The following is a 21,623-nucleotide window of genomic DNA, read 5'->3' on the forward strand; positions in this document are numbered from 1 at the left end:
GACCGACGACTGAAAATTTCTGGAGCCCAGTGGAATGAAGAAAATATCCCTCAAGTGCTTAAACACCGCTGTGCTTACCTAAATAACAGTCTTTAGCTATTGAATAGTATTTATGTTCTGACAAAACTGACTTGCTCCCAGGACGATGCGCGTCCAACGTGGGGGGAAATTTCTTTTAGATTAATGAATGAATCTAGCACGACAATTACTCAATCAGAGTTACTGTCATTGGCTAATAAAATTAAAACAGAGTTTGGAGTCGCTAACGGGTATATTTGGAGAAAAGGAAGAAAATTATACTCTTATATAGAAAAAGACAAGGGGTATCAATTGCAGTTATTGTGTCGAGATGTTTCTACAGCAAAAGAGTTAATCAATAAAATTTTAGCTTTGCAAAATCACACCCCTGATTGGAAGTTTTTAAAATCTAACATTGCCGATGATGAAAATGAATCTTTCCCCTATAACCCCGGTAATCACACAATTTTAGGGAAAAGCCGCAAAAAACCCCGCCGCCGTCCGATGGTTGATGTTCGCTTCCAGTATGGCACGGCTACTATCTGGGGAGTGAATAAGCCGATCGCTCTTTACGATCGCTCGTTTACTTTTATCGATCCGATTATTAGTTGATATTTCTCTCCTTACGGAAGGTCTATACCTTTCCGAATTTTTCTAGAAGCCAGAAGCTTTGCTAGAAATAGAGTACAACTTACGCGATCTTAAATGAGACTTTATGTCGAGACGATTCAACAATCTTGAGGACGTGGTAAACACCTTCACTGAAGAGCAGCTTCTTGCGCTTCCGGCAAACAACAAATATCGAAAATACTTGGAATGGAAGCGTGATCCAGAGAAGCGAAGACTTCCTGAAACGTCAGTGCCTACAAAAGGCCGAGCGCGAGAGGTGGCACTTTCTCCTTTTGGCCAGCCCTTCGATGTTGATAAGCGGGTGATAGTAAAAATGACTACACGAGCATTCGATAAACTAGCTGATCTAGGTGGGGCGAGTTTATACAACGTTGTCACCATCCTCCCCGATACGGCTCGACCGATGGGGGGATTCCTTCCGGCTAAGGCTATTCTATCTCAGCGATTAGCAGCTCCTCGAACCGTTTCCGCAAGCTCGAATAGAATCACTGGCCGATCCTATAAAACCAGTTCAGGGCCTAGTTATACGATCCCCTTTGGTCGCCTGAGCGCTAGTTCTTTCGAGTTTGCTGCTCAAAGCTCGATCGCATTAAGTCAAGAAGTCAATTACATTATTACGTTTACCCCTGAAAGGTTGCGTCAAAGATGATGATCGAAATTGGGCAGTTAAGACAGGCTTTTTCTCTTTGGATACCTACAGGACAATCGCTGGAGGATTTAGATCTGCTATTAAACGATTTTTCCGTAGCAAGAAACGCTTTAGATAATTTTTTACAAGGAGTTATCTCTTTTGAGAATTATCTTGATATAGCTAATAGCTGTGGCGTTGACATTGATGATTACCTGGGAATAGTTGATGACAACTTATCAGTTCTCTAACACTAATAATTGGCAGCAGATCGCTAGTGCCAACTTAGTAGCGCAAGATGTGCAGCCATTGGCAGCCAGGCGATTTTTCCCGATTCCCGATTATATTGTTCCCGTACAAATTGAGTCTCCCGTCCTAGCAATTTATCCTTTTTCGGCAATGGCCGAAAATAATTGGAAATATGCCGGAACTGCTTATCAAAGGATTTTTACAGGGATAAATGTAGGAGGGACTGCGGATACTTGGCTAAATGCTCGAAAATTTTATTTAGATCAAGTTTCTATCCTGCAATTCCAAAAGGTTTCTACTACTTATGAGTTGTTGTTAAGGATTCCTTACTGGATTCGTCAAATAAGTTTAGTCGTCTTGGAATATACCGGACCGATTATCGACACATCCGAGCAAAAACTCGATCTAATCTTGGAGAGATTACCTAATTTACCATGATTCCACTCACTTTATTGGCTGTTGTTTGTCCTTTATTCTTTTTAAAATGTCACAAAAAAATAAAATTGCATTACTTCTTGTCGGCGCGGGATTATTAAGCGGAATTGTCTTGAGTTATTATCTTCCCCCCGAAAAATTGACTATGGCTCTGACTGCACCGACTGCTGTAGTGGGCGCCGGACTAGCGCAATGGAATAGTAAGGATGATTGAGACAATTAACTCTCAACATCTTTGGGGTCGAGCGGTTGATATCCGTCCGCTCAATCAGGGACACTTGGTTAAGTTTCAGGCGTGGCTAGATCAGCACTGGTATGGAGCGCTAGGGTATGGAGCGGCCCGCGGTTTTATTCACCTCGACACAAGAAACGCTAAAGGTTGGCGTTCCGGTGGTCAAAAAGGGCCACGATGGAATTATTAGGGTCGTTGTCATTTCCAATTAATCAATCGCCATTAAAGCGATTGATTTTTTTCTAGGGGTATCAGCTTACTAAATTAGCCGTAAAATTAAAAGCTAATAGAGTACCTAAAACAATAGACCTCTTGCAGAAATCAAAAATCGTTGTTAGGGTTAGGAGTCAGTAGCCAGTAGTCAGTAGTCAGGAGAATTAAAAATGAGCATTAATCAATTAAATGGTCTATTTACAGATTTTATGCCATTTAATCCTTATTTTTGCCGTTTTTGAACCATGAAAAATTAATTATGCAAGAGGTTTAATTAATTATCCATCTAAACCGTCAGCCGTCAGTCGAACGCTTTTTCACCGGATTAGTAAACAGTGAACTAAAAACTCAAATCTGATCCCTGATCAGCTGTCTCCTGTCTCCTGTCTCCTCACCTAAGGGAAGATTTTTGCTGTTTGCAGGAGATCTACTGATTCACCGAGGACTTGCGACGACGACAGCGTTCTGAACAGTATTTGACCTCATGCCAACAGTTTTGCCACTTTTTGCGCCAAGTAAAGGATAAACCGCAAACGGGACAAATTTTACTGGGAAGATCGGACTTCGAGACCTGACGTGCCATGATTAAACTTAAAAAGTCAAAAACTGCGCCTTATCTATGAGTGTAGATGAAAATAATCAGAGTTCCCCACTTGATCGCCTGAGAATTATTTTGGTTGAACCAGCCGGAGCCTTAAATGTGGGTTCCACCGCCAGAATTATGCGGAATATGGGCTTAAGTCGCTTAATTATCGTCAATCCTGCCTGTGATATCCTGGGAGAAGAAGCGCGACGCATGGCAGTACACGGGATTGAAGTCCTAGAAAACTGTTCACGGGTAGCCACCCTTGGGGAAGCTTTGCAGGGTTGTCATCGCATCATTGCCACCACCTCGAAACCCCGTCACCTGAATACTCCCCTCGAAACACCCCAGGCCGCCTTACCCTGGTTACTCACCCCTAACCTGGAATCGGCCTTAATTTTCGGGCCAGAAGACCGGGGTTTAAGTAACAGCGAACTGAACCACGCCCAGCGTTTTGTCGGTATTCCCGCTAATCCTCAATATTCCTCCCTCAATCTCGCCCAAGCGGTGGCGGTTTGCTCCTACGAACTGTACCAAATGGCGACGGAAAATAGGCTCGAACCCCCGTTAGAAACGCCCCCTAATGCCACTTTTGAGGCTCTAGAAGGCTATTATCAGCACTTGGAGAGCTTTTTGCTCAAAATTGGCTATCTTTACCCCCACACCGCCGCCGCTAGGATGGAGAAATTCCGGCAATTTTATCATCGGGCCCGGCCCACGGTGGAGGAATTAGCCCTGCTGCGGGGTATTATCGGTCATATTGAAAGTATCGGGCAACTTTTTCTCGGTCTTGATAGTCTCAAGGGCAAGAAAAAAAATTCTCCTAGCGATCGATAATAAATCTGGATACCCTTGAGGAAAACCGTGACTCGTCAAGTAACTCGTCGTCCTACTAAAGTCCAATCTGGCCCTGGGTCCCCTAGGGCCATGGACTTAAACAACAAAAAAAAGTCTTTACCGGTTAAAAGGGCAAAAAAACAGCGTAAAACTAACCTAATCGCCTCTTTTCTCCTTCAGCTTCTTCGCTTCTCTATCCTTGGTGTCGGTTTAGGTGCGATCGCTGGTACGGTTTTAACCGTGGTGGATCCGAGCAAATTACCTCTACACCCAAAACCCACCACTACCAATCCCCCGACTCCCCAACCCGTCACCCCAAAACCGACCACGTTAGTTTTCAACGAAAATCTCAGCAGCCTCAACCAGAAATTACAGGCTTTAGCGGTCAAATATCCGAAATTACAGGCGGGAGCTTTATTTATTGACCTCGATAACGGTGCTTACGCTAATTTTCGCGGAGATACTATTTTTGCTGCCGCTAGTACGATTAAAATCCCGATTCTGGTCGCCTTTTTTGAGGATGTGGATGCGGGAAAAATTCGTCTCGATGAAACCCTTGTGGCCACTAAGGATGTCATGGCCAGTGGGTCCGGGGATATGCAGTATCTAGGAGTGAATAAAACCTATACTGCCCTAGAAACCGCCACTAAAATGAACGTAATTAGCGATAATACCGCTACTAATATGTTAATTAAGCGCATGGGCGGCAAAAAGGCTCTTAATCAGCGTTTTCAAGCTTGGGGTTTGACCAGTACGGTAATTAATAACGCTTTACCAGACTTGGAAGGAACCAATACCACAAGTCCGAGAGATTTGGTGACAATCTTAGGAAAAGTTAATCAAGGGGAATTACTTAGTTTACGTTCCCGCGATCGTCTATTGAATATTATGCAGGAAACGCGCACTCGCACCCTGCTGCCGCAAGGTATCGAGAAATCCGCCGATATTGCCCATAAAACCGGTGATATTGGCTCGATGTTAGCGGATGCGGGGATTATTGATATGCCCAACGGGAAACGCTATCTAGGAGCAGTGATGGTCAAACGTCCCCACAATGATAGTAACGCTAGGACTCTGATTCAACAAATATCGCGCACGGCCTACCAACACTTTAAATGGTATCAAACTCAACCCGCAGCCAAACCGCAACCGGTCGCCCAATCTTCTCCCTCTCCTAGTCCGGTCGTTATTCCTGGTCCGGGTAATTAGCTCCTAGGTTAAATTATTGGCTAAAAGACGGGCCAATTGTTCGGCATTTGCCCGGGGGGAAAGACGAGGAAGGATTTTTTCCCCCGTGGCCAGTTTTTGACAGAGGACGGGGATTTCGTACTGATAAGCGTTAAACCAATCCTCTCGACTGGTAATGTCCCTAATTTCTAACTGCCACTCCGGTTGACGGATTTTTTCTAGTTTCTCTAGCAACCCTTCGCAAAGATGACAGTCCGGTTTACTGTATAAAATTAGTTCTATGGTAGTCATAAATATTTATGTTCATTACCTCCACGATTAGTCTCTCATCAACAATTCTACAAACTCCCACACCCACAACGACTTTAAATAATAATTTAGTTAATTCAGGTAGTCAAGATCTAGTCTATATCGGTGTGTTTCTTCTGGCAATTACCCTAGTCATTGTTATTGGTATTATCAATCAAAAAATTGAATACGCTCTCATTTTTGCCGCCACTCTCACTGTTATTTTAATTGCTTTCTTCTGGTTTTTATAAGTCCTTCAACCAAGGAAATTGAGGGCAAACCCCCCTTAATAAAGCTTGACGGCTCTCGTTGATTCACCTTCACCGAATTGTTAACTAATTCGAGTTCAGACTTGACAAAAATCTCCCTAGGACCGAGCGGAAGAACGTAGGTTGGGTTGAAGCATGAAACCCAACGCTCGATTATGTTACGCTACCGCTAAACCATGCTATAAATAATTGTGCCTCCCTACTTATACAAGCAAAAAGCTGCATCTCACATTTGCAGAAATACCGACAATTAGCAATTATCAGTGACTATTAAATTGGTACAAAAATATGAACAATCGCGTGTAAGCATCCCACCGAAAAACTAATGCGCTCCGGGGTTTGGGGGGTAGAACCCCCCAAAAGCTTGGATTGAGTGATAAAACCGAAAGTAACGCCCGATTTTAGCAGAAAGTTTCCCCTTAAAAATCGCAACTTAGTTGATTTACAAAAATGAGATGTACCCCAAGCAAAACGATCGGACTTATAATATAAGTGTATTGATTGTGGCTTGTGGCTAGAATCACCCCAAATTGACTCAATGGGTTTATAAACGATGACAACCCTAGATATTGCTACCGATATTGTCTGTCCTCCCACCGATTTATGGAGTGATGAACCACCCTTGGAAAGTGATCTGCATTTACAACAAATTATTTTATTATTATCTTGTCTTGATTGGCTCTGGCAAGATAGAAACGATTACTATGCCTCGGGCAATTTGACTATTTATTATAACGAAAGACAACTGAAACAGCGAGATTTTTGTGGACCAGATTTTTTCGTGGTTTTAGATACGGAGAAACGTCCCAGGAAAAGTTGGGTTGTCTGGGGAGAAGGGGGTAAATATCCCAATTTAATCATCGAAATTCTCTCCGATTCCACCGCTAATGTGGACAGAAAAGCCAAAAAGGAACTATATCAGCATACTTTCCGGACTCCTGAATATTTTTGGTTTGATCCTAATACTTTAGAATGGCAAGGATTCACTTTAATCGAGGGACAATACCAACCGATTACCCCTAATGAAAACGGTTATTTATGGAGTAAGCAACTAGGATTATATTTAGGGATTTTTGCCAATAAATTGCGCTATTTCACCGAATCGGGTGAATTGGTTCCCACCCCTCAAGAGTCGGCCCGACAGGAAAGATTAGCCAAAGAACAGGAAAGATTAGCCAAAGAAAGAGAACAACAACGGGCGGAAAAATTAGCCCAAAAGCTGCGAGAATTGGGCATTAATCCCGATGAAATTGCTTAAATATCCGGTTGGGGGTGTTAGGGCAGAAACCATGGCGCAATTTTTCCTTAATTGCTAGGCATTAACACGAGGAATCCGAAGGTTAGCCCTATTCTTCCCTAGAAATCATGGCAAAATCTGCTTAACCCCCACTGATGTTATAATAATGACCAAGGGCAACAATCTTCAAATATAATTAATGCCATGGTGCAAAAAATAGCTTTTTTTAATCATAAAGGTGGAGTCAGCAAAACTACAACCACTTTTAACCTTGGTTGGATGCTTACTGAGAAGGGCAAAAGAGTAATTATTGTCGATACCGATCCCCAATGTAACTTAACTGGTATGGCTTTGACTAATGAAAGTGAAGATAGGGAGGAAAGACTACAAGCCATTTACAATACTTACTCTAATATTAAAACAGCTTTAGCACCTGCTTTTGAGTCTCAACCGAGATTAATCGAAGCTGTGGACTGTATTCCTATTGATGGTCGTGATGACTTATTTTTACTGCCTGGTCATGTGGGATTAGCTGAATATGAAGTTACCCTAGGTATTGCTCAAGAACTTAGTGGGTCAATTCAGGCTTTAAAAAATCTCCCCGGTGCGATTACATATTTATTAGACAAAACTGCCGAAAGATTTCAAGCTGACTATATTTTAATCGATATGAGTCCCAGTTTGGGGTCAATCAATCAAAATATACTGATGACCAGCAACTTTTTTATTGTGCCAACCACAGCGGATTTTTTCTCGGTTATGGCTATCGATTCTTTAACTAAAATCTTGCCTAAGTGGCACCAATGGGCTAAGGCAGCTAGTGCTTTACCAATTCTCAAAACCGCCAACTATCCCTTCCCCGAAGTTAACCTACATTTTTTGGGAACTATTGTTCAGAACTATCGAATTATTCGTGGAAAAGAAACAAAAGCCTTTGAAAACTGGATTAACACAATCGAGGAAAATATCGGCAATAAAATGATTCCAGCCCTAGGAAAAAATGGCATGATGCTACCGAAATTTATCTACGATCAGAATGGTGTACCAGACTGCTGTACTCTAGTAAAAATTCCTAATTTTAATAGTCTTATTGCCTTATCTCAAGAGCATCAAATGCCTGTTTTTGCGCTAACTTCTGAACAATTGAAATCAGCTAAGTGGCAGGGTAAAGTGTTAGGTAAAGCCCAAGAAAAACAAGAGGACTTTAAAAAGATTTTTTCTGACTTAGCAGACAAAGTTATCGGTCTTACCTCCGAGATTTATGCAGTTAGCAATTGAACAATTTCGCCTTAGCATTGCCCGCGTTCGTGACTTGATCGCTATCCACAATTCCCTCAAATCTCAGACTACTTCCGCCCTAGATGTATCGGATATCCTCAGAGCCGCTTTAGTCCTGACTGTAAGCGCTTTAGATTATTATATTCACGAAGTGGTTACTCTAGGAATGCTAGAAATTTATCGAGGCCAACGTTCAGAACCTTCTCCCACTCCTAACAGTTCTCAATCTGCCTTTTCTCGTTTTAAAGTCTCCTTGAATGGCGCACGACAAGAACGATTGATAGCTATTAGTATTGGCTCTTGGTTAGAGAACGAAATTCAACAAAACTACGGTTCTTTTTTTGGTCAAGAATCTCGCTCAATTTCCGAGGTACTACCAATGATTGAAAATCTCCTCACCAACAAACTTAATAGTAATCATTGGCTAGAGGCTGAAATTAGAGAAAAACTCAGCTATGAAAGCTATCAACAACCGAACAAGATAGCGGATGCCATTAGACTAATTTCAGCCAAGGAATTGTGGAAAGAAGTGGCCAGCAAACTAAATAAACCAGCTAAAGATATTAAAAACCAACTTAGCGCAATTGTTGAGCGAAGGAACAAAATCGCCCATGAAGCTGATATAGACCCGAGTTATGGCATTGGCAGTCGCTGGAATATCGATGAAAATATGGTTAATGATGCCGTTAACTTTATAGAACAGCTTGTTGAAAATATCCATCAGGTACTTGAGGACATCCACTAGCCGAGAATTTCCCCGGTAGTCTAGTTATAAATACTTATGATTTCTCAGGGAATTATAACAATCATTAAATAATGTGTAGTTTTGTATACTGATGTCAGGAACTTAGCTACAATATGAAGTGGCGTAAGATATATAGAGATTAGCTAGTGAGTCGGCATCAAGACAGTCAAACTGACCGGAAACGAGAAGAAACACAGTTCACTCCTTACAGTGCAGCAGCGATCGCTCAAGAATACCGTTACAAACCTTGGCAATTGTTCGGTCGCGCTTTCGTGATTATTTGGTCTTTAGGATTATTTCTCCTCAGTCTCCTCTGGGACAAATGGACAAAGCAAGAAGAAGCCAATAAATACCAGCGTGCCAGCGAACTTAGGCAAATTCTCACCCGTTTGGGTCCCACCTTCATCAAAGTCGGTCAAGCTCTCTCTACCCGTCCCGACCTCGTTCGCAGAGACTTTTTAGACGAATTAGTTAAACTGCAAGACCAACTTCCCCCCTTCGATAACGACATTGCTTTTGCCATTATCGAGACAGAATTGGGGATGCCTGTAGAAAAAGCCTATCGAGAAATATCCCCCACCCCGGTAGCTGCCGCTAGTTTAGGACAGGTTTACAAAGCGATACTCCCCACCGGCGAAGAAGTAGCCGTTAAAGTGCAACGGCCCGGGCTGCGGGCGCTTTTAAGCCTCGATTTATACCTAATGCGCTGGGCTGCCCAAAAATTCGGTCGTTTATTACCCCTCAATCTCGGCCACGACCTCACCCTGATTGTCGATGAATTCGGCATCAAACTCTTTGAGGAAATCGACTATCAAAACGAAGGTCGCAACGCTGAAAAATTCGCCACCAACTTCCAAAATAACCCCGAAGTTAAAGTTCCCAGTATCTACTGGCGTTATAGTGGTCGCCGCGTCCTCACCCTGGAATGGATTGATGGCTATAAACTCACCGATACCGAGAACATCAAAGCTTTAGGATTAGACCCCAATAATATCGTTAAAATCGGCGTCACCTCCGGATTACAGCAACTCCTCGAACACGGCTTTTTTCACGCTGATCCCCACCCGGGTAATCTTTTCGCCACTTTTGATGGTCGCATGGCCTATATCGATTTTGGCATGATGGACCAGTTAGAGGAGGAAACTAAAGAAACCCTCGCTAGTTGCGTCGTCGATTTAATTAACAAAGACTACGAAAACCTGGCCAGCAACTTTGTCAAACTGGGATTTTTAACCCCAGAAACGGATATAAAACCAATTATTCCGGCTCTAGAACGAGTTTTAGGCAATGCCATCGGCCAAAGGGTCGGTGACTTCAATTTCCGCACCATTACCGATGATTTCTCCGAATTGATGTACGAGTATCCCTTCCGGATTCCCGCCAAATTCGCCCTGATTATTCGTTCCCTCGTCACCCAAGAAGGTTTGGCCCTCACCCTCGATCCTAACTTCAAAATCGTCCAAGTGGCCTATCCCTACGTTGCTAAACGTCTCCTGACCGGGGAATCGCCCCAACTGCGGCGGCGTTTACTGGATGTGCTGTTCAAAGACGGTAAATTCCAGTGGCAACGCCTAGAAAACATGATTACAATGGCTCGCTCGGAAAGTAACTTCGATTTACTGCCCACCGCGCAATTAGGCATCACTTTTCTTCTATCGGAAGAAGGTCGTTATCTGCGTCGTCAATTGCTATTAGCTTTAACGGAAGATGACCGTCTCCATACTGCCGAAGTGCAACGTCTCTGGGGTTTAATTCAAGGAGAATTGCAACCGCGGCGACTCTTGGATGTGGCCATGAGCGCTTTTCGGGAATTATCGTCCCAAGGTGTGGCCGCTGTCCTTCCGGGAGAAACCAGTTCGCGTTAAAGTGTTTAAGGTCATCATCGGTTAATCACTTTTTCTATGGATTATTATTTTCTGCCCCAACCGCCCTATTTTCTAGTTTTTGCCGGTTTATTTATCGGTATTACCTGCGGGGCCGCTTTTGAAGCTAGTCTCAAGCAAGTGGTTAACAATTGGTATAAAAATAAGGGTTCAGACGATCAAAATCTTTTAAAATCTAGTTCCTTACAAATTCCTTTTATCGGTATTTGTGTAGGAATCTGTCTTTTCCTTGCCTCGGGATTAGATATATTTATTCTCAATGGTTGGGTTGCCTACGCTATCTCTCTCCCTATGACTATCTTTATTGGTGGTTTGGTTTGGAGTCAGTTAGGGGAATTATTAGGCCAATTACAGCGCGGCGGTTCTAAAGAAATTGACCTCGATTATCGGGGATAATTAGGAGGCAGCAAACATTTAGGACTAAGATAATAGGTGTTAGCAGATAGGAAAGAGCAACTCCCCCACAACTAACACCAAACCCTTATTTATACCCAATTGACCAGCTATTTTGGCCCGCGATTTTAGATGCAAAAACCTTTAGCATGGCATTGGCGATCGCTTCCTCTGCATCAGCGCACCGGTTCCGAGGTTTTTGCCTGCTTATTCTCCCAAGATGCGATCGCTACTTTACTAGAAAGTCCCTATCCGGGTAATTCCCTCTCCCGTTACTCTCTTTGTGCTGGTTCCCCGCGTCAGCTTTGGACCCCCGCACTAGGGGAAATTTTGCCCTTTTTAAGCAGTTTACTCCCCCAAACTCGATCTGATGTTCTTCCCGATCATCTTCCTTTCCATGGCGGTTGGTTGGGGTGGTTAGGCTACGATTTAGCTTGGGAAATAGAAAAATTACCCGACAGGAAAGCTGATACTCTCCCTTTTCCCGTCGCTTATTGGTATGAACCGGATAGTTTTGCCATTCTCGATCACCAAGCACAAATTCTCTGGTTAGCTGCCAGCAAACCCGAAGATTTAGATAAATACGAACAATCTTTAACCACTAACCCCGATTTTGAGTTTATCGATCCTCGTCCCTCTCCCTTAATCTTTTATACTTCTCAACTCGACTACGAAAAAGCTGTTAAAAAAGCGTTAGATTATATCAGAAAAGGCGATATTTTTCAAGCAAATTTATCCCTAAGATTTCAAAGCACAACTAGGGCAAAAGGATGGCAAATTTATCGCAGTTTACAACAGATTAACCCTTCTCCTTTTGCCAGTTATTGGCGCACCCCTTGGGGCGAAATGATTAGTTGTTCTCCCGAAAGATTGGTGAAATTAGAAAGAGGAATAGCCAGCACTAGACCAATCGCTGGAACCCGTCCCCGGGGTAAAACTGAGGCACTCGATCGACAATTGGCCGAGGAACTATTAACTAATAAAAAAGAACGCGCCGAGCATATTATGCTAGTGGATCTAGAACGTAATGATCTGGGTAGAGTTTGTGAATGGGGATCGGTTGATGTTGATGAATTACTGACGATCGAGCGTTATAGTCACGTTATGCACTTGGTCAGTAATGTTCAAGGAAAACTAGATAAAAAGTATCATGCTATTGATTTAATTAAAGCTCTTTTCCCCGGGGGAACAATTACCGGTTGTCCGAAAGTTCGTTGTCTAGAAATTATCGAAGAATTGGAACCGGTGCGACGCAATTTATTCTATGGTTCCTGTGGCTATATTGACCTACGGGGTCATTTAGATTTGAATATTCTCATCCGTACCCTATTAATGACTACTCAAGGGAATTTAAACACCGTTTGGGGACAAGTGGGAGCGGGAATAGTTGCCGATAGCGATCCCGAAAAAGAATGGTTAGAATCCCTTCATAAAGCTGAGGCACAATTAATCGCTTTACATTCTTTTTAATTTTTGATTTCAACAAACTAACCTATTGTTGCATCTAAAACCGATCTTTTTACTTTTTACCTTATCTGCTATTTTGTAGGATAGCTTCCGATCTTGAACCCTATTCATGAATCAAATTTCTATCGCTGTTACTTTTTTTCTTAGTTTAGTCTTGACCTCGCTTCCCTTTTTACTTTTCGGGACGGCCGTTTCCAGTTTTTTGCTGGTTTTCGTCAATAAACAGCGATTAGCGGCGATATTTCCCCGTAATCGACTGTTAGGAGCGATCGTTGGCAGTGCCATCGGATTAATCCTACCGGTCGGACAATACGGCACGATTCCCGTCGCTAGAAGATTCTTATTAGAGGGAGTACCCCCAGGGGTGGTGTTTAGCTTTCTCACCGCTGCACCTACCCTAAATATCGTCACTCTTTGGCTAACTTGGCAGACTTTCACCTATTCTAGTATTTTCTTCTATCGATCGCTTTCGGTCTGGTTAATGGCAATTTTTATCGGCACTCTCTTTAGTTTCTATCGGGAAAAACCCCGCACCGATAGCGAAATTCCCCTAGAATCGAGTTTAGTTCTTTCCGGTAGTTTTTTACCGGAGGAAGCAGCCAGTCAACCCCTACAAAGAGTCGGCAATCTTGTTTATGAGTATAAAACTAGAGATAGGCAAGCTTGGCCAATTTCTCTGCAGCTATTTCTCGATAACTTTATTGATGAAGCACTGGAATTAGGGGGATTATTAATCATTGGCTGTGCGATCGCTAGTGTCTTTCAGCTATTATTACCTCAGAGTCAATTAATTGCCTGGGGGAATACTCCCGCTACTCAAATTCTCGTGCAGTTGTTTTTTGGTTTCACTCTCGCTGTTAATGCTAGTCTTAGCACTTTTGTCCCCGGTTCTTTAATTACTAATCTGTCCGTGGGTTCCACTCTAGCTTTTTTACTGGTCGCTTCCCTCATTGATATTAAAGCTTTTATCCTCCTCCTATCAGCTTTCCGTCCTAAAATCGTCCTTTATTTCGGAATTTTATGCCTGTTAATGACTTTTTTAGTGGCTCTGATCCTCAGTTTTTATCTAGGTTGAATTCCTTCCGGGTCAGAAAAATTTTCTCTTGACAAAAGCCCCTTGACATGATATTATATTCATAATGGAAAATCCGTGCGCCTGCGAACCCTATTTTCCAATGGTCTTAACTATGATTTATGTGATTATTTGATTGACTATGATTCGTTCATTCAATCAATCTTCATCTCTAATCCACTAGGGTTAGGCATTTACTTTTCAGAAACTCTTAACTAGCTCCCTAATCATAGTCCATCATTCAATCATTCCAATCATAGTTAAGACAGCATCCTCAGATAATTCTGATAAACGGTTTGGGTATAGGGATGATTTTCCCCTAATACTTGGGTAGCAATCTTAATCGCTTCTCGATAGAGAGGTTCTACTTTGCTTAAGATTTGGGAACTCCATAAAGATGATGATCCTGTTGATTAGCAATATCTATAGGCAACCCAACCTACGTTCATCTTATATTGAATTACACCCACCTACTGAGAGGTTCAATAAGCATCTTTTCGATGAATACTACTCAATATGATAATCAGCATTTCTTGATCTTGAATTTTGTAAATGATGCGATAATCCCCTATTCTAATTCGGTAGGTTTCATCATATCCTTTGAGTTTCTTGACTCCGCTAGGACGAGGTGTATCGGTAAGTAGTCTAATGGCAGTAATTAAGCGTTCGCGTTGTTGTTTGGGTAAGTTGTTTAGTTGTTTTTGAACGGGTTTCGGAATAATAACTCTGTAGTTCACGCTTGAGTTGCCTCATATTCTTCGAGGGTTAGATAGTCTCCTGCTTGATAAGCTGATTCAGAAGCGATTATGTTAGCTTGCTCTTCTTCTGTAATTTCTATTGCAGTATGTCGTTCTTTGATAAAGAGCAAAAAGTCAAGTAATTCAGTCAAAAGGGTGTCAGGTGTCTGCTCGATTTCTTTAATTAGTTGTTCTTTGAGTGTCATAGCTTTATCAGTCATCAGTCATCAGTAATCAGTTATCAGTAATCAGTTATCAGTTATCAGTTATCAGTTATCAGTGATTAATTCAATCATAGTCTATCATTCAATCATTCCAATCATAGTCGATGATTGGTGGTGCGTTACGACGGATTGTTAGCTTGAAGTCAAAGCGTAAATTTTTGCCGTCTAACGCACCCTACTAGACTGTTTCAACTAAAATAGGGCAATAGATTTCGGCTTAAAATCTTAGATTATAGAATTTATAGCATTTTTCTAATACACCAAATTAGCTGAAACAGTCCAGTAGGGCTAATTCATGAATTAGCCCTACAATAGGCTACGTTTTTCTGGATGTTGTCAAAATTTCTCTTGACAAAGGCGACTTGACATGATATTATATTCATAATGGAAAATCCGTGCGCCTACGAAACCTATTTTCCAACAGTCTTAACTATGATTGATGTGATTATGTGATTGACTATGATTCGTTCATTCAATCAATCTTCATCTCTAATCCACTAGGGTTAGGGATTTACTTTTCAGAGTCCATCATTCAATTACACCAACCACAGTCGATGGTGGTGGGTTAGGACGGATTGTTAGCTTGAAGTTAAAGCGGAAATTTGGGCCGTCTAACTAAGTTTTACTAAATCTGGATGTTGTCAAAATTTCTCTTGACAAAGGCGACTTGACATGATATTATATTCATAATGGAAAATCCGTGCGCCTACGAAACCTATTTTCCCAAGCATTTAAACTCTAACTCATCTTAATTCTGCTTGCCGGAGTTATGGTGATAAGAAAGGGCGTAGGCTGCATCTTGTATTTGTGACTTTCTCTCACATATTGGTGAGCAGCAGAAGTTATTAGGGGCGAATGCAATTCGCCCCTACAATAATATTATCGAGCCAATGGTAGGGGCGCAAACATTGCGCCCAAAATTTAACCCGTTTAGTTGTCCTGTTTATTTGACTTGTTAGATTGAGCTAGGTTGTGCTTCAAGAAAGCACCAAATCCTAATACACCTAAGCCGAAAATTGTGCTAGGTTCGGGAACGGATACAGATTGGGAGACGGTAAGGTTTAATTCCCCTGTATTATCGGCGAAGATATCGTCGTTAATTCCTAATTGAAGTTGAGTTGCACCCACTGGAATGGAAACTGTACGTCCTAACCCAATAGCAAAAGGTGTACCGATGATGGCTCCAGTTGCATCAGCAAACGTACCTACTAGCTGATTTAGGTAAGTATCCCAATCAGCCGTCATATATTTGCTGGGAAACCCTAATCCGCTACTCCCCCCAAAGCCATTTGTGGGGGATGAGCCGAAATAACCTTTTGCCTCTACTTCAGGAGAAGTTCCATAAGCACTGGTCTTCCCGTTGAGATAATTAATTGTCAGAGCATTTCCGGCGGCAAAATCTAACCCAGAACTGCTATTGATTGTACTTGGAGCTATGTTATCGTTCACTCCATATTGATAAGCTGTATTCAGAGTCGTATTATTCCAGAGCCAAGGAGCAGCTTTGCTGTTAACGGTCACTGGAATTGTAATAGTTGCCGCTTGTACTCCACTGGCGATGGAGAGACTGATAAGTATTATCCCCTCCCAACGGAGTTTTTGATTAGTTTTGCTAATGTCACAAATAAACGCCTCCTAAAAAATATTGTTGAGCTTGCAATTACGCCATAACTTACCAAAAATGACAAGCGTTGTCAAGTGTGAAGATAATCGCGCATGAGAGCAGACTTGACAACGCTTTAAGAGCAAGGCTTTCGTTGTGTCGCAATTCATTCTTCATATTCTGATCTGACAACGCCAAAATTTAGGCACTTTTTCCCTGAAAATTAGGTAGTTGACCACCTGAAAACTGGTAAAACCCTACACCCCACACCCTGCCCCCACCAAGAGACTTTTTCAGCAAACCATATTTAAGCGGGAAAAATCCCTTTTATGTAGTCTGTGATACTGTTTTTTGGATTGAGATCGTCTAAGGTCAAAGAAATTGCTTCTAGGGTTCCGATTTAAGCGTCCTTAAATGTCAGGTCCGAGAGGAGCAAGCTAGTCTTAAATGAGCGGATCAAAAATTTTTTCCGTCTAAGCTGGCTACACGGCGGGATAAAAGCCCGGGAGACTTTAAGGATAACTGTTTTGAGGCAGTGTCTTTGAAGACTCCCGGGTTATTGTATTTTGAGGTGAAATGATGTCCGAGGAATCTACTTTTCAACCCCCGCATTTAACTGAAGCTCAACAGGCCCTAGAAAAAGAACGCCATTTGCCCCTAACCGGTTGGCAACAGGAAGTTTCTCAGGGGTTAACCTACGGTTTAGAGGCGGCCGATAGTATTCGCGATCGCAGTATTCCCACCTTTTCCAGGGGTGAGTTACCCCACTATGCGGGAATTAACACCTTTATGAAGGCTCCCTATTTGGAAGATGTGCGGAATGTGGGCAATTATGACGTGGCAATCGTGGGTGTTCCCCATGATTCGGGGACAACTTACCGACCCGGAACTCGTTTTGGTCCCCAGGGAATTCGGCGGATTTCGGCCCTTTATACACCCTACAATTTTGAATTAGGGGTAGATTTGCGCGAACAAATTACGCTCTGTGATTTGGGGGATATTTTCACCATTCCTGCTAATAATGAAAAGTCCTTCGATCAAATCTCGAAGGGGGTTGCCCATGTCTTTAGTTCCGGCGCATTGCCGATTATTTTAGGGGGTGATCATTCCATTGGTTTTCCGACGGTGCGGGGTATTTGTCGGCATTTAGGGGATAAAAAAGTCGGTATTATTCACTTTGATCGCCATGTGGATACCCAGGAAACAGATTTAGATGAACGGATGCACACTTGCCCCTGGTTTCATGCCACCAATATGAAAAATGCTCCTGCCAAGAATCTCGTCCAATTAGGGATTGGTGGTTGGCAAGTTCCCCGTCAAGGTGTTAAAGTTTGCCGCGAGCGGGCCACTAATATTTTGACCGTCACCGACATTGTAGAACGAGGCATTGATGCCGCCGCCGAATTTGCCTTAGAACGAGCTTTAGATGGCACGGATTGCGTTTGGATTAGTTTCGATATTGATTGCATTGATGCCGGTTTTGTCCCCGGTACAGGTTGGCCGGAACCGGGCGGGTTATTACCCCGTGAAGCCTTAGCTTTATTGGGTAAAATTATCCAAAAAGCTCCCATTTGTGGTATGGAAGTGGTGGAAGTTTCCCCTCCCTACGATATTAGTGATATGACCTCTTTGATGGCTACCCGTGTTATTTGTGATGCCATGGCTCATCTGGTTATTTCAGGTCAATTACCCCGTAAAGAAAAGCCCTATTATATTCATTCTGATGCCAATATGGAGGTTGATGAACCTTGGATTTAAGGACAAAAGCAGCAATAATTAGAGAGGTAACACATTCGCGAAGAAACACCGATGGCCAAAGGATTTGGAACTCCTATTAACAAAAGGTTAGGTTACGTTTTAACTCTAGTATCTGATCCTAAAATTTATGCTGCTGCTGAAAATGCTTTGCCCTATCTTGATCAAGATGAATCAGATGAACCTTTTGCTGGTATTACTAATGACTTGTCAATGGCGCGTGTCTGGAAAAGTCGCAAACAAGCAGAAAAAAGTGTTCAGAATTATCTTGGATTTTTAATGGATTGGATGACTAATGAAAATTTAGACAGATTAACTATTTTAATTTGTTCTTTAAACGCTAACAACAAAGGAGAGTTAACGACCGAAATTGCCCAAAAAATGCAGCTAGAGAGAGTAGAAAAGGAGTAGCCACTTCAGCATATTATGCACGAAACTGATATGACCAAGGCGTTAATTATGACAGTTCGAGATTGGTATGATAGCCAACCTGAAAAGCTCAAAATTGAAAAAATTCATCTCATGGTTGGTGAATTTACCTGTGTCGAACCGGTCAGTTTACAATTTGCCTTTGAAGTTCAAACTGCCAATACTTTTCTTGCCGGCGTGGAATTAGCTATTAAAAATATTCCCCTAATTGCTTATTGTCATTGCTGCCAAAAAGATTATCAACCCCAAATTGGCCAGCAATATTCCTGCCCAACTTGTCGATCACCGATGGAGGATATTCGTTCAGGTCGAGAGTTAAAAATTGACCACATTGAATATTCTTTAGATTTTTAAACAAAGTTGGGCGATCGCTTCTACAAGTTCGATGATCAATTATTCATTGTCAATTAAAATGCACCAAACTTTTGACGCGGCCCTAGAAATTAATCTACTTCATGCCAATCAAGCAGGAGCCGATCACAACCGGGAACATTTTGACGAGTGGGGCATTACCTGTTTAAACCTGATGAGTAGTCCTGGTGCCGGTAAAACTGTGTTATTGGAAAAAACCCTCGCAGCCTTAAAAGATCAATTAAAAATGGCTGTTATTGAAGGAGATATGACCACAGAACTAGATGCAGAGCGCCTGAGACAATATGGAGTTCCCGTGATTGCCATTAATACGGGTCGCTCCTGTCACTTAGATTCCAAAATGGTAGCTGGGGGAATTCATCGTTTCAAAGAAGATTACAACCCCAAAGAGTTTGATTTGTTGTTGGTGGAAAATGTCGGAAATCTAGTTTGTCCCGCCGAATTTGAGGTAGGGGAACACGCTAAAGTTGCTCTATTAAGTATTACTGAAGGAGAAGATAAACCCCTCAAATATCCAATTATGTTTCAAGAAGCGGATTGTCTGATTATTACTAAATTAGATCTGGCTCCTTATTTAGAGATTGATTTAAAACGTTTAGAGGCAAATGTTCGTTCTATGAATCCCGATGTAAAGATTATCGCTCTTTCTGCTCAAACAGGAGAAGGTTTAGAAGAGTGGTTAAATTGGCTAAAAAGCCAAGTCAATACTCCGAGGTTTTTGAATTGTTAATCAGTAACAGTTTTTGAGATTTATTTCTGTTTTACTAGCTGTCATCTCTAAAGGCTATTACCTATGAAACGGCGCAATTTTTTCTCCTTACCTCTCGTTTTTTTTAGTAGCTTACTCCTGACCGTTAGTTGCAATCAAGCTCCTCAGCAAACCCCCAATGCAAGTAGTTCTCTGAGTAATACTGCCCCCATTGTCATCGGTTATAGTAACTGGGCCGGTTGGTGGCCCTGGGCGATCGCTGAAGAAGAGGGATTATTTGCTAAAAATGGGGCTAATGTTCAAATGAAATGGTTTGATGGTTATCTTGAATCCTTGCAAGCTTTAGCTGCCGGACAATTAGATGGAAATAGCCAAACTCTCAACGATACAATCGCTTTTGCAGGAGATGCAGTGAATGGTCAAGTTGCTGTTTTAGTCAATGATAACTCGTCGGGAAATGACAAAGTTATTGTCACAGAAGAGATTAAAACGATTCAAGATTTAAAAGGCAAAAAAGTTGCTGTCGAAGAAGGCGTTGTCGGTGACTTTCTCCTCAGTTTAGCCCTAGAAAAAGAAGGAATGAGCCGTAAAGATGTGCAAATTGTCCCCATGGAAACAGGGGCTGCTGCTGCCGCTTTTGCATCGGGAAAAGTAGATGCAGTTGGTGCTTTTCCACCTTTTTGGTCAACAGCCCTTAAACGAAAAGGTTCTAAAGAATTAATTAGTTCTAAAGCTTTTTCAGGTGCTATTCCTGATTTGTTAGTTGTCAGTGCCAAATTAATCAAAGAAAAACCAGAACAGGTTCAGGCTCTTGTCAAAACCTGGTTTGATGTTCGAGAGTTTATGGCTAAAAATCCCCAAAAAGCCGATGAGATTATGGCCAAGCGTGCGGGCATTAGTCCAGAAGAATTAGCCCTATATAAAGAGGGAACGAAGTTTTTTACCTTAGAAGAAAACCTAGAAGCCTTTAGTCCAGGGAAAACCATGAAAAATATGCCCTTTGCTGCTCAAAAAATGGCTGATTTTATGATGGAAGTTGGCTTTATTAAAAAAGTCCCCGATCTAACAACCATTCTAGATGCCCAATTTGTCAAGGCGTTGGCAAATCAAGACAAAAAAGCCTAATTAGCCCCTCTTGTAGATCGAGAAATTAAAGGTTCCAATTCTCTATCTACAAGATTGATTAGGGAGACAAGTTGACTGCAAGAATTGTTTGATAACTGGGTGATATTGGCTATCAAAATTATTCTTTTCTTTGGAAAATCCCATGACCACAACACCTAAAACGCTTCCTCAAAGCACTTTTTGGCGGATTACCGAGGATATTCCCGAATCCCTAAAGTGGACTTTAATGGTTTCCTCTATTATTGTCCCGCTTATTTTCTGGTTACTAATCTCTAGTTTTGCGGGCATTGAATCCGTATTTTTGCCTTCTCCTTTAGCCGTTATTCAGGCCTTAGGAAAATTGGCAGAACAGGGCTTTTTAATTCAAGATACTATGACCAGTTTTTTACGAGTAGTTGGGGGCTTTTTTTTGGGAGGATTGTTTGCTATTCCCCTGGGGATTTTAATGGGAACTTTTCCGAGTATTCGTAGTTTAATGGAACCGATCATTGGCGTTGTACGTTATATGCCCGCTCCTGCTTTTATTCCCCTATTGGTTATTTATTTGGGTATTGGAGAAACGTCAAAGATTATGCTGATTTTTATCGGGACAATTTTCTTTAATACTCTGATGATTATGGATGCAGTTAAGTTTATCCCCCGGGAATTAATCGAAGTAACTTATACTCTTGGGGGAACTCGAAAACAGGTTTTATTTAAAGTGATTACTCCCTATATTATTCCTAATATTATCGATACTTTTCGCGTTAATATGGCGGCCGCCTGGAATTTGGTAGTGGTGGCGGAATTGGTGGCGGCCGATAATGGATTAGGCAAACGCATTTTATTGGCTCAGAAATTTCTGAGAACCGATGAAATTTTTGCCTGTTTAATTGTACTAGGAATTATTGGCTTTGCCCTAGATTTAAGTTTTCGTTTGTTTTTGCAGTGGACTTGTAAATGGTCAATTACTCGTTAACTTAAAAACTCAATAACAGAGTTTATTCTGTCACCAGTAAAGTTATTTTAATGATAAGAGAAGAAC

Annotated in this window: 27 protein-coding genes and 1 riboswitch; of the genes, 22 read left to right on the plus strand and 5 right to left on the minus strand. The window is 41.9% G+C overall.

Features of this window, described 5'->3' with window-relative positions; all coding sequences use genetic code 11:
- Nucleotides 1–183 precede the first annotated feature (183 nt).
- The 6 genes from O9300_RS00730 (at nt 184) to O9300_RS00755 (ending at nt 2,382) form a co-directional block, all read left to right on the plus strand.
- The gene (locus O9300_RS00730; protein WP_287969460.1) at nt 184–630 is read left to right on the plus strand and encodes a hypothetical protein; all 447 of its coding nucleotides are present in this window, start codon (nt 184–186) and stop codon (nt 628–630) included.
- Between the two features lie 103 nt (nt 631–733).
- Nucleotides 734–1,297, plus strand: a complete 564-nt coding sequence (locus tag O9300_RS00735) for a hypothetical protein (RefSeq protein WP_287969461.1) — start codon at nt 734–736, stop codon at nt 1,295–1,297.
- Nucleotides 1,294–1,527 (plus strand): hypothetical protein, encoded by a 234-nt coding sequence (locus tag O9300_RS00740; RefSeq protein WP_287969463.1) that lies wholly within the window; start codon nt 1,294–1,296, stop codon nt 1,525–1,527. The genes O9300_RS00735 and O9300_RS00740 overlap by 4 nt, the downstream gene beginning before the upstream one ends.
- Complete coding sequence (locus O9300_RS00745; protein WP_287969464.1) at nt 1,505–1,963, plus strand: hypothetical protein; 459 nt, start codon at nt 1,505–1,507, stop codon at nt 1,961–1,963. Before O9300_RS00740 ends, O9300_RS00745 begins: the two co-directional genes overlap by 23 nt.
- Nucleotides 1,964–2,009: 46 nt before the next feature.
- On the plus strand, nt 2,010–2,174 hold the full coding sequence (locus O9300_RS00750; protein ID WP_287969466.1) for a hypothetical protein: 165 nt from the start codon (nt 2,010–2,012) through the stop codon (nt 2,172–2,174).
- Nucleotides 2,167–2,382: a D-Ala-D-Ala carboxypeptidase family metallohydrolase gene (locus O9300_RS00755; protein ID WP_287969467.1), complete on the plus strand. Its 216-nt coding sequence runs from the start codon at nt 2,167–2,169 to the stop codon at nt 2,380–2,382. The genes O9300_RS00750 and O9300_RS00755 overlap by 8 nt, the downstream gene beginning before the upstream one ends.
- A gap of 450 nt (nt 2,383–2,832) precedes the next feature.
- Here O9300_RS00755 and O9300_RS00760 read toward each other — a convergent pair whose 3' ends face one another.
- Complete coding sequence (locus O9300_RS00760; protein ID WP_190718840.1) at nt 2,833–2,988, minus strand: DUF2256 domain-containing protein; 156 nt, start codon at nt 2,986–2,988, stop codon at nt 2,833–2,835.
- A gap of 36 nt (nt 2,989–3,024) precedes the next feature.
- Here O9300_RS00760 and O9300_RS00765 point away from each other — a divergent pair, with 36 nt between their 5' ends.
- Together O9300_RS00765 and O9300_RS00770 are read left to right on the plus strand one after the other, a co-directional pair.
- Nucleotides 3,025–3,825: an RNA methyltransferase gene (locus O9300_RS00765; protein ID WP_287969469.1), complete on the plus strand. Its 801-nt coding sequence runs from the start codon at nt 3,025–3,027 to the stop codon at nt 3,823–3,825.
- 27 nt (nt 3,826–3,852) lie between these two features.
- On the plus strand, nt 3,853–5,034 hold the full coding sequence (locus O9300_RS00770) for a serine hydrolase (protein WP_287969470.1): 1,182 nt from the start codon (nt 3,853–3,855) through the stop codon (nt 5,032–5,034).
- A gap of 3 nt (nt 5,035–5,037) precedes the next feature.
- On the opposite strand, the gene O9300_RS00775 is transcribed toward O9300_RS00770, so the two are convergent.
- A complete protein-coding gene (locus O9300_RS00775; protein WP_002750529.1) occupies nt 5,038–5,304 on the minus strand; it encodes a glutaredoxin family protein in 267 nt (88 codons plus the stop codon).
- 8 nt (nt 5,305–5,312) lie between these two features.
- Between O9300_RS00775 and O9300_RS00780 the strand changes: the two genes are divergently transcribed.
- The 8 genes from O9300_RS00780 to O9300_RS00815 all read left to right on the plus strand — a co-directional run bounded on the left by O9300_RS00780 (nt 5,313) and on the right by O9300_RS00815 (nt 13,648).
- Nucleotides 5,313–5,552 (plus strand): hypothetical protein, encoded by a 240-nt coding sequence (locus O9300_RS00780; RefSeq protein ID WP_287969472.1) that lies wholly within the window; start codon nt 5,313–5,315, stop codon nt 5,550–5,552.
- Nucleotides 5,553–6,123: 571 nt separating this feature from the next.
- Nucleotides 6,124–6,828 (plus strand): Uma2 family endonuclease, encoded by a 705-nt coding sequence (locus O9300_RS00785; RefSeq protein ID WP_002731745.1) that lies wholly within the window; start codon nt 6,124–6,126, stop codon nt 6,826–6,828.
- A gap of 183 nt (nt 6,829–7,011) precedes the next feature.
- Entirely contained in the window at nt 7,012–8,085 is a 1,074-nt protein-coding gene (locus tag O9300_RS00790; protein ID WP_287969475.1) for a ParA family protein, read from the plus strand.
- Complete coding sequence (locus O9300_RS00795; RefSeq protein ID WP_287731708.1) at nt 8,069–8,830, plus strand: HEPN domain-containing protein; 762 nt, start codon at nt 8,069–8,071, stop codon at nt 8,828–8,830. The genes O9300_RS00790 and O9300_RS00795 overlap by 17 nt, the downstream gene beginning before the upstream one ends.
- 146 nt (nt 8,831–8,976) lie before the next feature.
- The gene (locus O9300_RS00800) at nt 8,977–10,695 is read left to right on the plus strand and encodes an ABC1 kinase family protein (protein WP_287969477.1); all 1,719 of its coding nucleotides are present in this window, start codon (nt 8,977–8,979) and stop codon (nt 10,693–10,695) included.
- Nucleotides 10,696–10,731: 36 nt separating this feature from the next.
- Complete coding sequence (locus O9300_RS00805; RefSeq protein WP_002734118.1) at nt 10,732–11,109, plus strand: hypothetical protein; 378 nt, start codon at nt 10,732–10,734, stop codon at nt 11,107–11,109.
- A gap of 129 nt (nt 11,110–11,238) precedes the next feature.
- The gene (locus O9300_RS00810; RefSeq protein WP_287969478.1) at nt 11,239–12,576 is read left to right on the plus strand and encodes an anthranilate synthase component I; all 1,338 of its coding nucleotides are present in this window, start codon (nt 11,239–11,241) and stop codon (nt 12,574–12,576) included.
- Nucleotides 12,577–12,682: 106 nt separating this feature from the next.
- Nucleotides 12,683–13,648, plus strand: coding sequence for a permease (locus tag O9300_RS00815; protein ID WP_287969479.1), 966 nt, complete (start codon nt 12,683–12,685; stop codon nt 13,646–13,648).
- Between the two features lie 479 nt (nt 13,649–14,127).
- Here O9300_RS00815 and O9300_RS00820 read toward each other — a convergent pair whose 3' ends face one another.
- From O9300_RS00820 to O9300_RS00830, 3 genes are all read right to left on the minus strand, one after another.
- Nucleotides 14,128–14,382, minus strand: coding sequence for a type II toxin-antitoxin system RelE family toxin (locus O9300_RS00820; RefSeq protein WP_002746390.1), 255 nt, complete (start codon nt 14,380–14,382; stop codon nt 14,128–14,130).
- A complete protein-coding gene (locus O9300_RS00825; RefSeq protein ID WP_002760925.1) occupies nt 14,379–14,588 on the minus strand; it encodes a hypothetical protein in 210 nt (69 codons plus the stop codon). The genes O9300_RS00820 and O9300_RS00825 overlap by 4 nt, the downstream gene beginning before the upstream one ends.
- A 948-nt stretch (nt 14,589–15,536) precedes the next feature.
- Nucleotides 15,537–16,127, minus strand: a complete 591-nt coding sequence (locus tag O9300_RS00830; RefSeq protein ID WP_287969481.1) for a PEP-CTERM sorting domain-containing protein — start codon at nt 16,125–16,127, stop codon at nt 15,537–15,539.
- 458 nt (nt 16,128–16,585) lie between these two features.
- A riboswitch (guanidine-I (ykkC/yxkD leader) is annotated at nt 16,586–16,720 on the plus strand.
- Between the two features lie 68 nt (nt 16,721–16,788).
- Between O9300_RS00830 and O9300_RS00835 the strand changes: the two genes are divergently transcribed.
- From O9300_RS00835 to O9300_RS00860, 6 genes are all read left to right on the plus strand, one after another.
- On the plus strand, nt 16,789–17,967 hold the full coding sequence (locus O9300_RS00835) for an agmatinase family protein (protein ID WP_287766111.1): 1,179 nt from the start codon (nt 16,789–16,791) through the stop codon (nt 17,965–17,967).
- 51 nt (nt 17,968–18,018) lie between these two features.
- A complete protein-coding gene (locus O9300_RS00840) occupies nt 18,019–18,375 on the plus strand; it encodes a hypothetical protein (protein WP_287667454.1) in 357 nt (118 codons plus the stop codon).
- A 15-nt stretch (nt 18,376–18,390) separates the two neighbouring features.
- Nucleotides 18,391–18,747, plus strand: coding sequence for a hydrogenase maturation nickel metallochaperone HypA (gene hypA, locus O9300_RS00845; RefSeq protein WP_036402098.1), 357 nt, complete (start codon nt 18,391–18,393; stop codon nt 18,745–18,747).
- Nucleotides 18,748–18,805: 58 nt separating this feature from the next.
- A complete protein-coding gene (gene hypB / locus O9300_RS00850) occupies nt 18,806–19,495 on the plus strand; it encodes a hydrogenase nickel incorporation protein HypB (protein WP_287969482.1) in 690 nt (229 codons plus the stop codon).
- Between the two features lie 63 nt (nt 19,496–19,558).
- The gene (locus O9300_RS00855; protein ID WP_287969483.1) at nt 19,559–20,599 is read left to right on the plus strand and encodes an aliphatic sulfonate ABC transporter substrate-binding protein; all 1,041 of its coding nucleotides are present in this window, start codon (nt 19,559–19,561) and stop codon (nt 20,597–20,599) included.
- A gap of 142 nt (nt 20,600–20,741) precedes the next feature.
- A complete protein-coding gene (locus O9300_RS00860; protein WP_271929506.1) occupies nt 20,742–21,557 on the plus strand; it encodes an ABC transporter permease in 816 nt (271 codons plus the stop codon).
- Nucleotides 21,558–21,623: the final 66 nt, after the last annotated feature.

Source organism: Microcystis sp. LE19-195.1E (assembly GCF_027532095.1).
GTDB classification, from domain to species: domain Bacteria; phylum Cyanobacteriota; class Cyanobacteriia; order Cyanobacteriales; family Microcystaceae; genus Microcystis; species Microcystis aeruginosa.